This is a genomic window from Stenotrophomonas maltophilia group sp. Smal13 (assembly GCF_030236855.1).
Lineage (GTDB): Bacteria > Pseudomonadota > Gammaproteobacteria > Xanthomonadales > Xanthomonadaceae > Stenotrophomonas > Stenotrophomonas maltophilia_A.
Genome location: NZ_JASJSQ010000047.1, coordinates 23,956 through 39,038, shown reverse-complemented (window position 1 = coordinate 39,038; position 15,083 = coordinate 23,956). Strand labels below are relative to the sequence as shown.

The following is a 15,083-nucleotide window of genomic DNA, read 5'->3' as shown; positions in this document are numbered from 1 at the left end:
TCGAGCCCCCATGGACGGGTTTACGGCGTGTCCTGCAGGCCCACACCGCCCCGCCCAACCAACAGAAATCCAGCACCGCTTTTGCCGTTGACGTTGCCGTTGCTTCGGCGGGTGCAGGGCGCAGCCCTGCCGGAAACACTCAGCCCGCAGGAGTGCCGGCACCGTTCAAGTAATCCAGGCTCACCTGCAGCAGCGCGCGCAGTCCCACATCCAGCGCCTTCTCATCCAGCAGGAACTTCGGTGAATGATTCGCCGGTGCCGTCGCCGGGTCGATGCCCACGCTGGTCGAACCGACGAAGAAGAACATCCCCGGCACTTCCTTCGCGTACAGCGAGAAATCCTCCGCACCCATCTGCAGCGGTGGCTCGTACACGTTGTCCTTGCCCACCACCGCCTGCAGGCTCGGCAGCATCTTCGCGGTCAGCGCCGGGTCGTTCACCGTGGCCGGATTGCCCTCCGACTCGTAGATGTCGGTCACCGCCTTGGCACCGTGCGCGGCGGCGGTGTGCTCGGCCACATTGCGCAGGTCGGCGAAGATCTGCTGCCGCATGCCTTCGTCGAAGGTACGGATGGTGCCGACCATTTCCACTTCATCCGGAATGATGTTGTAGCGGATGCCCCCGTTGATCGCGCCGAAGGTCAGCACCGCCGGCTGCTTGGACAGGTTCGCGCGGCGGCTGACGATGGTCTGCGCGGTGCCGACCAGGTCAGCGGTGGCCACGATCGGATCAACACCATTCCACGGCGCCGAGCCATGCGTCTGGCGACCGATCACCTTGATTCCGAAACGATCCGAGGCGGCCATCAGCGGACCACCACGCACGGCGATCTGCCCGGCCTGCACGCTGGAGAACACATGCAGGCCAAACACGGCTTCCGGCTTGAAGTCAGCAAACAGCCCTTCCTTCAGCATCAGCGCAGCACCACCCTCTTCCGGCGGCGGTGCACCCTCTTCGGCCGGCTGGAAGATCAGCATCACCTGGCCCGGCAGATCCTTCTTCATCGACACCAGTGCCTCGGCCACACCGAGCAGGGTGGCGGTGTGCGCGTCATGGCCACAGGCATGCATCACGCCAACGGTCTGCCCGCGGTACTGGTCGGTGGCTTTCGAGGCGAACGGCAGGCCGGTCTGTTCGGTCACCGGCAGCGCGTCCATGTCCGCGCGCAGGGCGATCTTCGGCCCGGGCTTGCCGCCTTCGATGATCGCCACCACGCCGTGGTGGGCGATGCCGGTCTTCGGCTTCAGGCCCATCGCACGCAGGCGCTTGGCGACCTCGGCCGAGGTGCGCACCTCACGGTTGGACAGCTCCGGGTGCTGGTGGAAGTCGCGCCGCCATTCCACCACCTTGGCCTGCAGCCGCTGGGCGGCAGCGGTCACCTCCGGGCGCTGCCCGTCCTGGGCGTGGGCAAGAGCCGGCAAGGCCAGCAGCAGGGCGGACAGCAGCAACGAACGGCGCATCACGATCTCCACGGCAGGGGTTCCAGCTGAATGTAGGGCAACACCGCCGCTACGGGAACCTCCGCGGCCGGATCCGGTCTTAGCGCCCGTCCCATCCGTCATGCAGGAAACGTGATGTGGCGCAGGTATGCTTTGCGCATTGCCAACCGGGGCCGTGCCCCGTCCAGCCCTCTTGGAGTCCTTGAATGTCACGTGTTTGGAAGATCGTGCTGCTGGTCGTGGCGGTACTGGTGCTGGCCGTGGTCGGCCTGCGCGTACTCGGCGGGGGCAAGGACAAGGCCGGTGGCCCGGCGGCAGCTGCGCGCCAGGGCGGTGAAGACCCGGATGCCGGCCCGGTGCCGGTGACCGTGGTGGATGCGGCACGCCAGGACGTGCCGGTCTATGCCAGCGCGCTGGGTACGGTGACCGCAATGAACACCGTCACCGTCAGCCCGCAGGTTGGCGGCCAGCTGATGAGCCTGAATTTCCGCGAAGGCCAGGAAGTGAAGAAGGGCGATGTGCTGGCGGTGATCGACCCGCGCACCGCCCAGGCCAGCTATGACCAGGCCGTGGCCTCCAAGCGCCAGAACGAGGCGCTGCTGGCCACCGCGCGTTCCAACTACCAGCGCTCGAACGCGCCGGAGTATCGCCAGTTCGTCGCCAAGACCGATCTGGATACACAGCGAAACCAAGTGGCACAGTACGAAAGCGCAGTCGCGGCGAACGAGGCCAGCATGCGCTCGGCGCAGGTGCAGCTGCAGTACACCAAGGTCACCGCGCCGATCACCGGCATCGCCGGCATCCGCGCGGTCGACGCCGGCAACGTGGTCAACGCCGGCACCGCGCTGGTCACGCTGACCCAGATCCATCCGATCCACGTGCTGTTCAACCTGCCCGAGCGCCAGCTCGGCGATGTGCGCCAGGCGCAGGCCGCCGGTGCGGTACCCGTCGCGGCACTGGACCGCGCCGATTCGCACGTGCTGTCCGGCGACGGCAAGCTTGACGTGGTCGACAACCTGATCAGTGCCGACAGCGGCACGTTCAAGGCGCGCGCGATCTTCGACAACACCGACAACGGCCTGTGGCCGGGCCAGTTCGTCAACGTACGCATGCAGCTGCGCACGATTGCCGGTGGCGTGGTCATTCCGACCCAGGCGGTGCTGCGTGGCCCGGACGGCGAGTACGTCTATGTGGTGCAGGGCGACAACACGGTGAAGATGCAGACCGTGCGCAGCGGCGTGGAAGTGGGTGACAGCCAGGTGCAGATCGCCGAGGGCCTGAAGGGCGGCGAGCGGGTGGTCAGTGAAGGCCAGTTCCGCTTGAAGCCGGGCAGCAAGGTCACCGCGCTGAAGCCGGGCGAAACCCCGGCGGTGCCGACCGAAGCCGAGCTGAAGGCCGCCGAGCAGAAGAACGGCGGCGGTGGCCGTCGTGGCGGCGGCCCGCGCTGAGCGCAGGCTACCGACCTCCCTCGCGCCGGCAAGCCTGCCGGCGCCGACATTGAAGTGCCAGCAAGGATCAGTCCGTGGGCTTTTCGACGATCTTCATCCGCCGCCCCATCGCCACCTCGCTGCTGATGGCGGGCCTGTTGCTGCTGGGCATCCTCGGTTACCGCAAGCTGCCGGTGTCGGCGCTGCCGGAAATCGATGCGCCCAGCCTGGTGGTCACCACCCAGTACCCCGGCGCCAACGCCACCACCATGGCCTCGCTGGTCACCACGCCGCTGGAGCGCCAGTTCGGGCAGATCTCCGGGCTGGAGCTGATGACCTCCGACTCGTCGGCCGGGTTGTCCACGATCATCCTGCAGTTCTCGATGGACCGGAACATCGACATTGCCGCGCAGGACGTGCAGGCGGCGATCCGCCAGGCCACCCTGCCCTCGTCGCTGCCCTACCAGCCGGTCTACAACCGGGTGAATCCGGCCGACGCGGCCATCGTCACCCTGAAACTGACCTCTGACACGCGCCCGCTGCGCGACGTCAACAACTACGCCGACTCGATCCTGGCCCAGCGACTGTCGCAGGTGCAGGGCGTGGGCCTGGTCTCGATCGCCGGCAACGTGCGCCCGGCCGTGCGCATCCAGGTCAATCCGGCGCAGCTGTCGAACATGGGCCTGACCCTGGAACAGCTGCGCAGCGCGCTGACCCAGGCCAACGTCAACGCGCCGAAGGGTTCGCTGAACGGCAAGACGCAGTCCTACAGCATCGGTACCAACGACCAGCTCACCAGTGCCGCCGAGTACCGCGACACCATCATCAGCTACAAGAACGGACGTCCCGTGCGTTTGTCCGACGTGGCCGAAGTGGTTGATGGCGTGGAGAACGACCAGCTGGCCGCCTGGGCCGATGGCAAGCCGGCGGTGCTGCTGGAAGTGCGCCGCCAGCCCGGCGCCAACATCGTGCAGACCGTCGAGCGCATCCGCGCGATCCTGCCGCAGCTGCAGGGCGTGCTGCCAGCCGACGTGCACCTGGAGATCTTCAACGACCGTACGGAGACCATCCGCGCCTCGGTGCATGAGGTGCAGTTCACCCTGATCCTGACCATCGGCCTGGTGGTGGCGGTGATCTTCGTGTTCCTGCGCCGCCTGTGGGCCACGATCATTCCCTCGGTGGCGGTGCCGTTGTCGCTGGCCGGCACCTTCGCGGTGATGGCCTTTGCCGGCATGTCGCTGGACAACCTCTCGCTGATGGCGCTGGTGGTGGCCACCGGCTTCGTGGTCGACGATGCGATCGTGATGATCGAGAACATCGTGCGTTACATCGAGCAGGGCAAGAGTGGCAAGGAAGCGGCCGAAATCGGTGCGCGCCAGATCGGCTTCACCGTGCTGTCGCTGACCGTTTCGCTGGTGGCGGTGTTCCTGCCGCTGCTGCTGATGCCCGGCGTCACCGGCCGCCTGTTCCACGAGTTCGCGTGGGTGCTGAGCATCGCCGTCGTGCTGTCGATGCTGATCTCGCTGACGCTGACCCCGATGATGTGCGCCTACCTGCTCAAGCCCGACGCCTTGCCCGAAGGCGAGGACGCACATGAGCGTGCGGCGGCGGCCGGCAAGCAGAACCTGTGGACGCGCACCGTCGGCCTGTACGAGCGCAGCCTGGACTGGGTGCTGGACCACCAGCGCCTGACCCTGGCCGTGGCCGGCGGCGCACTGGTGCTGACCGTGCTGCTGTACGTGCTGATTCCCAAGGGCCTGCTGCCCGAACAGGACACCGGCCTGATCACCGGCGTGGTCCAGGCTGACCAGAACATCGCCTTCCCGCAGATGGAGCAGCGCACCAAGCAGGTGGCCGAAGCGCTGCGCCAGGACCCGGACGTGACCGGCGTGTCAGCCTTCATCGGCGCGGGCAGCATGAACCCCACGCTCAACCAGGGCCAGCTGTCGATCGTGCTGAAGGAACGCGGCGAGCGCGACGGCCTGGACAAGATCCTGCCGCGCCTGCAGAAGGCGGTGGCCGGTATTCCGGGCGTGGCCCTGTACCTGAAGCCGGTCCAGGACGTGACCCTGGATACCCGCGTGGCCGCCACCGAGTACCAGTACTCGCTGTCGGACGTCGATCCGGCGACCGTGGCCACCCAGGCCACACGCCTGACCGAAGCGCTGCGCAAGCGCCCGGAGCTGGCCGACGTCGACAACAACCTGTCCAACCAGGGTCGCGCGCTTGAACTGAACATCGACCGCGACAAGGCCAGCGTGCTGGGCGTGCCGATGCAGACCATCGACGACACCCTCTACGATGCGTTCGGCCAGCGCCAGATCTCGACCATCTTCACCGAACTCAACCAGTATCGGGTTGTGCTGGAAGTGGCGCCGGAGTTCCGCACCAGCACCGCGCTGATGGAACAGCTGGCCGTTGCCTCCAATGGTGCCGGTGCACTGACCGGCACCAATGCCACCAGTTTCGGCCAGGTCACCTCGTCGAACTCATCGACGGCTACCGGCATCGGCGCGCAGAACACCGGCATCACCGTCGGCGCGGGCAGCATCATTCCGCTGTCGGCACTGGCCGAAGGCAAGGTCAGCAGTGCGCCGCTGGTGGTCAGCCACCAGCAGCAACTGCCGGCAGTGACGGTCTCGTTCAACGTGGCGCCGGGCTATTCGCTGTCCGAAGCCGTGCGTGCAATCCAGGAGACCAAGGACAGCCTGGACATGCCCACCCACCTGCATGCCGAATTCATCGGCAAGGCCGCCGAATTCACCGGCAGCCAGACCGATGTGGTGTGGCTGCTGCTGGCCTCGCTGGTGGTGATCTACATCGTGCTGGGCGTGCTCTACGAGAGCTACATTCACCCGATCACGATCATCTCCACGCTGCCGCCGGCCGGTGTCGGCGCGCTGCTGGCACTGATGCTGTGCGGGCTGAGCCTGTCCGTGGATGGCATCGTCGGCATCGTGCTGCTGATCGGCATCGTCAAGAAGAACGGCATCATGATGGTGGACTTCGCGATCGAGGCGCGCCGCGCCGGCGCCAACGCGCATGAAGCGATCCGCCGCGCCTGCCTGCTGCGCTTCCGCCCGATCATGATGACCACCGCCGCGGCCATGCTCGGTGCACTGCCGCTGGCGCTGGGCACCGGCATCGGTTCGGAACTGCGCCGCCCGCTGGGCATCGCCATCGTCGGCGGCCTGCTGCTGTCGCAGCTGGTGACCCTGTACACCACGCCGGTGATCTACCTGTATATGGAGCGCTTCTCCGAATGGCTGGCGCGCCGCCGCGAGCAGCGCGCACTGCGCGACGGTTCGCTGCAGGAGCCGCAGGCATGATCCACGCCCCGCTGCCGCGGGGGGCCGCACGATGAACCTGTCCGGCCCCTTCATCCGCCGCCCGATCGGCACCGCGCTGCTGGCCATCGGCCTGTTCATGGTCGGCCTGATCTGCTACCTGCGGCTGGGCGTGTCGGCGCTGCCGAACATCGAGATCCCGGTGATCTTCGTGCACGCCAGCCAGTCCGGTGCCGATGCGGCAACCATGGCCTCCACGGTCACCGCGCCGCTGGAACGTCATCTCGGCCAGCTGCCGGGCATCGACCGCATGCGCTCGTCGAGCTCGGAAGGCAGCTCGCTGGTGTTCATGATCTTCCAGAGCGGCCACAACATCGATTCGGCCGCGCTGGACGTACAGACCGCGATCAATTCGGCGCAGGCCGACCTGCCCTCGGGCATGGGCTCGCCGATGTACCAGAAGGCGAACCCGAACGACGACCCGGTGATCGCCATCGCGCTCACCTCGCAGACGCAGTCGGCCGATGAGCTGTACAACGTGGCCGACTCGCTGCTGGCGCAGCGCATCCGCCAGATCAGCGGCGTCGCCTCGGTCGACATCGCCGGTGCTTCGACGCCGGCGGTACGCGTGGACGTCAACCTGCGCCTGATGAACGCACTCGGCCTGACCGCCGACGACCTGCGCAACGCCGTGCGCGCGGCCAACGTGACCTCGCCCACCGGCTTCCTCAGCGATGGCAACACCACCACCGCGATCATCGCCAACGATTCGGTGGCACGCGCCGCCGACTTCGCCGACCTGGTGGTCAAGACCCAGGGCGATGGCCGGGTGATCCGGCTGAAGGACATCGCCAACGTCTACGACGGCCAGCAGGATGCCTACCAGGCGGCGTGGTTCGACCACAAGCCGGCGGTGGTGATGTACGTGTTCACCCGCGCCGGCGCCAACATCGTGGAGACCGTGGACCGGGTCAAGGCACAGATCCCCGCGCTGCGCGACTACCTGCAGCCGGGCACCACGATGACACCGTACTTCGACCGTACGCCGACCATCCGCTCGTCGCTGCATGAAGTGCAGATCACTCTGCTGATCAGCCTGGCGATGGTGGTGCTGACCATGGCGCTGTTCCTGCGCCGGCTGGCACCCACGCTGATCGCCGCAGTCACCGTGCCGCTGTCGCTGGCCGGCGCCGCGCTGGTGATGTACGCGCTGGGCTTCACACTCAACAACCTGAGCCTGCTGGCGCTGGTGATCGCGATCGGCTTCGTGGTCGACGATGCGATCGTGGTGATCGAGAACATCATGCGCCACCTCGACGAAGGCATGCCGCGGATGCAGGCAGCGCTGACCGGCGCGCGCGAGATCGGCTTCACCATCGTCTCGATCACCGCCTCGCTGGTGGCGGTGTTCATCCCGCTGCTGTTCGCCAGCGGCATGATGGGCGCGTTCTTCCGCGAGTTCACCGTCACCCTGGTGGCGGCCATCGTGGTCTCGATGATCGTCTCGCTGACCCTGACCCCGGCGCTGTGCAGCCGCTTCCTCAGCGCCCACGACCACACGGCGCCGCCGTCGCGCTTCGGCCGTTGGCTGGATGCCGGCCACGAGCGCATGCTGCGCATCTACACCGTGTTCCTGGATTTCTCGCTGCGCCATGCGCTGCTGCTGTCGCTGACGCCGCTGCTGCTGATCGGTGCCACCGTCTTCCTGTTCGGCGCGGTGAAGAAGGGCGCGTTCCCGCCGCAGGACACCGGCCTGATCTGGGGCCGCGCCAACTCCAGCGCCACCGTCTCCTTCGAGGACATGGTCGCCCGCCAGCGCCGCATCACCGACATGCTGATGGCCGACCCGGCGGTGAAGACCGTGGGTGTGCGCCTGGGCAGCGGTCGCCAGGGCTCCAGCGCACAGTTCAACGTCGAGCTGAAATCACGCAAGGAAGGCCGCCGCGAAACCACCGCACATGCCCTGGCGCGACTGAGCGCCAAGGCCGACCGCTACCCCGACCTGCAGCTGCGCCTGCGCGCGATCCAGGACCTGCCCAGCAACGATGGCGGTGGCTCCAGCCAGGGCGCGCAGTACCGCATCTCGCTGCAGGGCAATGACCTGGCGTCACTGCAGGAATGGCTGCCCAAGCTGCAGGCGGAGCTGAAGAAGAACCCGAAGCTGCGCGACGTCGGCACCGATGTGGACAATGCCGGGCTGCGCCAGAACATCGAGATCGACCGTGCCAAGGCCGCCCGCCTGGGTGTTTCGGTCGGCGCCATCGACGGCGCCCTGTACGGTGCGTTCGGCCAGCGCCAGATCTCGACCATCTATTCGGACATCAACCAATACAGCGTGGTGGTCAACGCCCTGCCCTCGCAGACCGCTACGCCGGCAGCGCTGGACGAGGTGTACGTGCGGGCGCGCAATGGCGAGATGGTGCCGATCACGGCGGTGGCCAAGCAGGTGCCGGGGCTGGCGCCTTCGCAGATCACCCATGAGAACCAGTACACGACGATGGACCTCAGCTACAACCTGGCGCCGAACGTGAGCATGGGCGAGGCCAAGGCGATCATCGACGCGACCGTGGCCGGCATGCGCATGCCCGGCGACATCCGCCTGGCTGATGACGCCGGCTTCGGCTTCAACTCCGACCCCAGCGACATGCTGATCCTGGTGTTTGCCGCGATCCTGACCGTGTACCTGGTGCTGGGCATGCTGTACGAGAGCCTGATCCACCCGGTCACCATCCTGTCCACGCTGCCGGCGGCGGGCGTGGGTGCGCTGCTGGCGTTGTTCGGCACCAATACCGAACTGTCGGTGATCTCGATGATCGCGCTGGTGCTGCTGATCGGCATCGTCAAGAAGAACGCGATCATGATGATCGACTTCGCGCTGGTGGCGCAGCGGGAACATGGGCTGGCACCGCGCGAAGCGGCACGCGAGGCCAGCATCGTGCGCTTCCGCCCGATCATGATGACCACGATGGTGGCGATCCTGGCTGCTGTGCCACTGGCGATCGGCCTCGGCGAAGGGTCCGAGCTGCGTCGTCCGCTGGGTATCGCGATGATCGGCGGCCTGCTGTTCTCGCAGAGCCTGACCCTGCTCAGCACGCCGGCGCTGTACGTGATCTTCTCCTGCCTGGCCGAGCGCTGGCGCGCACGTCGCGCACGCAGGCGCGAAGCGAAGCTGCTCAAGCGCGCGCAACGGGCGTAGAAGGGCCCATCCACGCAGGGCGTGGATCTACTGGTAGCGCCGGCCGCTGGCCGGCGTTCTCCGTACAGCCAATCTGCCGGCCAGCGGCCGGCACTACCGTGGGAGCGGATGGTGGGTACGAACCGTGGGCACGGATGGTGGGTGCGGACCGTTGGTCCGCATACCTCCGGGTTTGACGCACGGTAACGAAAAGAGAACAATTCTCATCCAGCCATGGTCCTGCGCCCCTTCGCGGCGCCCCGCTGCCATCTCCGGCCAGCCTGCGTGATCCCAGCCACTGCCCCTTCCCCCACCCGTGGGCGGATGGCCTGTGGCCGTCCGTCGAGGACCACCATCGATGCTGCCTTCCCGTTCTCCCCGCCTGGCCCTGCTGGCCATCGCCCTGTCAGCCGCCTGCGCTGCCCATGCCGAAGCGCCGGCCGTCAGCCGTAACGCCACCGATCTGGATGCGGTGAAGGTCACCGCCGAACGCACCCATACCGACGCTGGCGCACTGGGCGACCGCGCCCTGCGCGACACTCCGTTCGCGATCACCGCCGTTGGCCGCGAGCAGATCGAGCAGCGCCAGGTGGTCTCGCTGGGCGAAGCCTTCCTGCTCGACCCTTCGGTCAGCACCCAGGTCAGCGCCTATGCCAGTGGCTGGAGCTCGCCCATCCGCAACCGCGGTCTGGAGCTGAACTACGACAGCTACCGGGTCAATGGCCTGCAGGTCTCTTCCTGGGGCACCGAATGGCCGCTGGAAGTGATGGAACAGGTCGATCTGCTGAAAGGCCCGGGCGGATTCCTGTATGGCTTCGGCACCCCCGGCGGCATCGTCAACTACATCACCAAGAAGCCGACGGACACGCCCACCTTCTCCGCCCAGCTGGGCTGGCGCGAACAAGGCATCGTCAGCGGCGGCATCGACGTTGGCGGCCGCTTCGGCAACGAGCAGATGTTCGGCTACCGCTTCAACGCCTTCCAGGAAAAAGGCGAGACCTTCAATGGCGGACACGTCGATCGCAAGGTGGGCGCACTGTCGCTGGACGCGCGCCTGAGCGATGCGCTCACCTGGACCTTCGACGGTGTGTTCCAGTCGCGCGACCTGCGCGAGGAATCGCCGCAGTACTACTTCCGTGGCCTGACCTCGTTGCCGCGGCCGATCGCCGGAGATACCGACAACAGCGTGCCCGGCACCTACTACGACACACGCTCCAGCCTGCTGTCGACCGGCTTGAACTGGCAGATCAACAGCGACTGGAAAGCCAGCCTGAGTTACGGCGTCACCACCTCGTGGAATGACGTCAACAAGATCTTCGCCTACATCGACGATCTCAACGGCGACTACGACGTCAACGTCTACGAACTGGGTGGCAAGAGCGAGTGGAAGCTGGCCCAGGCGATGCTGCAGGGCAGCTTCCGCACCGGCCCCCTTCAGCATCAGGTGGTGGCGGGCATCAGCCACCAGACCGGACTGGGGTGGGACCGCCCCTACGAGTGGAACCTGATTGGCCGCGCCAACCTGTACCAGCGCCATGCCATCCGCCACGACGCCGTTGGTTCGCGGGTGATGACCCGCGGCGACGAGACGGTGCAGCAGGCGGTGTTCGCAAGCGATACGGTGAACCTCGGCAGCGGCTGGTCGGTGCTGGCGGGCTGGCGCTACAACGACTTCGAAACCAAGGGGCGGTACCACACCTACCCGGTCACCCCGACCTACGCCGTGATGTTCAAGCCCAGCGAGGCGGTCACCCTCTACGCCAGCTACATCGAGTCGCTCGAAGCGGGCAGCCGCGTAGGCAACAGCTACATCAACGCCGGTGACGTGCTTGATCCCACCATCAGCAAGCAGTACGAGATCGGGGCCAAGGTCGAAGCGGCGCGTTGGAATGCGAACGTGGCCGCGTTCCGGCTGGAACGTGGTGCCAACATCGATGAGCTCACGCCGGCCGGCAAGCGCCTGGTGCAGGACGGCATCACGCTGTACGAAGGCATTGAAGCCAGTGCCGACCTGCACCTCAACGATGCACTGACCGTCGGCGGCGGCGTCACCTGGCTGGATCCGACCTACGACAAGCTGTCCCCGGGCAGTGCCGCACAGGAAGGCAACCGCACCGCCGGTGCTGCGCGCTGGAGCGGGGTACTGCACGCCACCTACCAGCTGCCGTGGGTAGACGGCTTGGAAACCTATGCCGCCGTGCGCTACTACGGCGATGTCTGGTACGACGCCGACAACACCCTGAAGCTGCCTGACTACACGCTGGTGAATGCAGGCATCGGCTATCGCCTGCTGGCGTCCGGCCATCCGGTGACCCTGCGTGCCAGCGTCGAGAACCTGGCCAACCGGAAGTACTGGTCCAACGCCGGCGCCGGCCTGCCGCGCACGTTCGCGGTGAGCGTGCGGTTCGACATGTAATGCCCGGCAAACCGGTAGTGCCGGCCGCCGGCCGGCTCCTCGCACCTCCGTCCGGGCGCATGAGAGCCGGCCAGCGGCCGGCACTACCGGGTATTCCTTCGCGGGCTGTCCCCTTCACCCCGCACCCGCAATAATGGTGGGAGACCCTTCCACCGAGCCTGCATGCCCGCCCGCGAATCCCGCCTCAGCCGCCTGTGGGCCCACGAAAAGGCCAGTTATGGCCTTCGGGTGTTCATCGCCCTGACCGCAGCGCTTGCCGTGTGCTGGCAGCTGGACGCGCTCACTGCCCTGCCCGGCGTGTTCCTCGGCATCATTGCCAGCGCCATCGCCGAGACCGATGACAACTGGTGGGGCCGTACCAAGGCGGTACTGCTGTCGCTGCTGTGCTTCTGCCTCGCCGCCGCTTCGGTGATCTGGCTGTTCCCCTGGCCATGGATCTTCATCGGCGCGCTGGCGCTGTCCACCTTCGGGTTGACCCTGCTGGGTGCGCTCGGCGAGCGCTATGCGTCCATCGCCCAGGCCACGGTAACGCTGGCGATCTACACCATGATCGGGCTGGAGCAGCATGGCGCCAGCGACCTGCACAGCGCACTGGACGCGGTCAGCCATCTGCTGGCCGGTGCGGTCTGGTACGGCCTGCTGTCGATCCTGTGGACCGCACTGTTCGCCAACCGTCCGGTACGCGAACGCGTGGCGCGACTGTACGTTGAACTGGGCCGCTACCTGCAGTTGAAGGCAACACTGTTCGAGCCGGTGCGCGAGGCCGACCTGCAGCGTCGCCAGCTCGACCTGGCCGAACAGAACCGGCGCGTGGTCGGTGCGCTCAACGAAGCCAAGACCGCGATCCTGGCCCGCTTCGGCCGTTCCGGGCGGCCCGGCGTGAACTCCGGCCTGTACCTGCGCCTCTACTACATGGCACAGGATTTCCACGAGCGCGCCAGCTCCTCGCACTACCCGTACGGTGCGCTGGTCGATGCCTTCTTCCACAGCGATGTGCTGTACCGCTGCCAGCGCCTGCTCGACCTGCAGGGGCAGGCCTGCGCACGGCTGGGCGAGGCGATCCGCCTGCGCCGTCCGTTCGTGTATGGCGAAAGCAACCAGCAGGCCGGGCGCGACCTGGCCGATGCGCTGGCCTATCTGCGCGACCAGCAGCGGCCGCAGTGGCAGCGACTGCTTGGCTCGCTGGATCTGCTGGTGCACAACCTGCGCAGCATCGAGCGCCGCCTGCTGGATGCGGAGCGCTCCGAGGCCAGCCTGGACAACGTCGATACCCGCCTGCGCGACAGCAACCCGCACACCCTGCGCGAGATGGGCGTGCGCGTGCGCCAGCAGCTCACGCCCGGCTCGGTCCTGTTCCGCCACGGCCTGCGCATGGCATTGGCCCTGATCGCCGGCTTCGCGGCAATCCGCTTGTTCAATGCACAGAACGGCTCGTGGGTGCTGCTGACCATCGTGTTCGTGTGCCGCCCCAACTTCGGCGCGACCCGCCAGCGCCTTGCACAACGCATCGTCGGCACCGTGGCCGGCCTGGTGCTGACCTGGGCACTGCTGCAGCTGTTCCCACAGCTGCACGTACAGCTGCTGATCGCGCTGCTGTCGGCGCTGCTGTTCTTCTTCACCCGCACCGACCGCTACCTGGTGGCGTCGGCGGCGATCACGGTGATGGCCCTGACCTGCTTCAACCTGATCGGCGACGGCTTCGTGCTGATCGTGCCGCGCATGGTCGATACGCTGCTGGGTTGTGCAATCGCCGCCGCGGCCGCCTTCCTGATCCTGCCCGACTGGCAGGGCCGGCAGCTGCATCTTGTGCTGGCGCGGGTGCTGGACACCGCCGCGCGCTATCTGGATTCGGTGCTGGGCCAGTACCGCAGCGGCATGCGTGACGATCTGGCCTACCGCATCGCCCGCCGCGACATGCACAACGCCGACGCCGCGCTGTCCACCGCGCTGTCGAACATGCTGCGTGAACCCGGCCATGTGCGCCGCAATCTGGATGCCGGCTTCCACTTCCTGGCGCTGTCCAACACACTGCTCGGGCACCTGTCGGCCCTGGGTGCGCACCGCGACCAGGTGGACAGCTACGCCGGCGATCCGCTGGCGCTGGCTGCCGGTGAGCGCGTGCGCAAGGCGCTGCAGCAGCTGGCGACGGCCCTGAGCGCTCGGCAGCCGGTCAGCGAGGACGACAACGACGCTGATCGCGCGGTGGCGGCCGAACTGGAACAGATCGACGAGGCGATGCCGCCGAAGCTGCAGCTGATCCGCACGCAGATGGCGCTGGTGCTGCGGATGCTGCCGAAGGTGCGGGCGGCGGCGAATGAGGCGGTGACCAGCCTGACCTGATCCCTCATCGCTGGTCGGACATTCCATCCACGCATGGCGTGGATCTACTGCACCGCGTGCAACCGTGCGTTGCGTATGGCGATGCATCCCGATCACGTTCCCGCGCGGATACTGGGTGATCCCCTGCCCCGGATTCCTCCATGAAGATCGAACTCACCGGCCGTACCGCGCTGGTCACCGCCTCCACCGCCGGCATCGGCCTGGCGATTGCCCAGGGCCTGGCCAACGCGGGCGCGCGGATCATTCTCAACGGCCGCAGCACCGACAGCGTCGAACGCGCCCGCCAGCGCCTGCTCGCCGCCGTTCCGGGTGCCGACGTGCTCGGCGTGGCCGCCGACCTCTCCGATGCGGCCGGCGTCGACACGCTGCTGGCAGGTCTGCCCAAGGTCGACATCCTGGTCAACAACGCCGGCATTTTCGGCCCCGAGGACTTCTTCGAGACCGAAGACGCGACCTGGGAACGCTACTGGCAGACCAACGTGATGTCCGGCGTGCGCCTGTCGCGGGCACTGTTGCCGGCCATGGTCGATGCCGGCTGGGGTCGCGTACTGTTCATCTCATCCGAATCGGCACGCAACATTCCGGCCGACATGATCCACTACGGTGTCAGCAAGACCGCGCAGCTGTCGCTGTCGCGCGGCCTGGCCAAGCGCGTGGCCGGCAGCGGCGTCACCGTCAACGCGGTGCTGCCCGGCCCGACCCTGTCCGACGGTTTCGCGGCGATGTTCGAAGATGAACGCCAGCGCAGCGGCAAGCCACTGGAGCAGATCGGCCGCGAGTTCGTGATGGCTCACCGGCCGTCTTCGGTGATCCAGCGCACCGCCACGGTCGAGGAAGTGGCCAACATGGTGGTGTACCTGGCCTCGCCGCAGGCCTCGGCGACCTCCGGCGCAGCGCTGCGCGTGGATGGCGGCGTGGTCGACGATATCGTCTGAGACCTATCAAGGTGTGCGGACCAACGGTCCGCACCCACAGTTGTGGGGCTTCAGTAGATCCACGC

7 protein-coding genes are annotated in these 15,083 nt (G+C 67.1%); 6 read left to right on the top strand and 1 reads right to left on the bottom strand.

The window, feature by feature from the left end; all coding sequences use genetic code 11:
- Positions 1 to 139: 139 nt before the first annotated feature.
- Entirely contained in the window at positions 140 to 1,459 is a 1,320-nt protein-coding gene (locus QRO95_RS15690) for a M20 family metallopeptidase (RefSeq protein WP_071229371.1), read from the bottom strand.
- Between the two features lie 185 nt (positions 1,460 to 1,644).
- Between QRO95_RS15690 and QRO95_RS15685 the strand changes: the two genes are divergently transcribed.
- The 6 genes from QRO95_RS15685 (at position 1,645) to QRO95_RS15660 (ending at position 15,018) form a co-directional block, all read left to right on the top strand.
- Positions 1,645 to 2,886: an efflux RND transporter periplasmic adaptor subunit gene (locus QRO95_RS15685; protein ID WP_032127184.1), complete on the top strand. Its 1,242-nt coding sequence runs from the start codon at positions 1,645 to 1,647 to the stop codon at positions 2,884 to 2,886.
- A 74-nt stretch (positions 2,887 to 2,960) separates the two neighbouring features.
- The gene (locus QRO95_RS15680; RefSeq protein WP_100437674.1) at positions 2,961 to 6,194 is read left to right on the top strand and encodes an efflux RND transporter permease subunit; all 3,234 of its coding nucleotides are present in this window, start codon (positions 2,961 to 2,963) and stop codon (positions 6,192 to 6,194) included.
- Between the two features lie 31 nt (positions 6,195 to 6,225).
- A complete protein-coding gene (locus QRO95_RS15675) occupies positions 6,226 to 9,348 on the top strand; it encodes an efflux RND transporter permease subunit (RefSeq protein WP_285302959.1) in 3,123 nt (1,040 codons plus the stop codon).
- Between the two features lie 337 nt (positions 9,349 to 9,685).
- Positions 9,686 to 11,743 (top strand): TonB-dependent siderophore receptor, encoded by a 2,058-nt coding sequence (locus tag QRO95_RS15670; RefSeq protein ID WP_285302958.1) that lies wholly within the window; start codon positions 9,686 to 9,688, stop codon positions 11,741 to 11,743.
- A 162-nt stretch (positions 11,744 to 11,905) separates the two neighbouring features.
- The gene (gene yccS / locus QRO95_RS15665) at positions 11,906 to 14,083 is read left to right on the top strand and encodes a YccS family putative transporter (protein ID WP_032127180.1); all 2,178 of its coding nucleotides are present in this window, start codon (positions 11,906 to 11,908) and stop codon (positions 14,081 to 14,083) included.
- A 140-nt stretch (positions 14,084 to 14,223) separates the two neighbouring features.
- Positions 14,224 to 15,018, top strand: a complete 795-nt coding sequence (locus QRO95_RS15660; RefSeq protein WP_049461643.1) for an SDR family NAD(P)-dependent oxidoreductase — start codon at positions 14,224 to 14,226, stop codon at positions 15,016 to 15,018.
- Positions 15,019 to 15,083 lie beyond the last annotated feature (65 nt).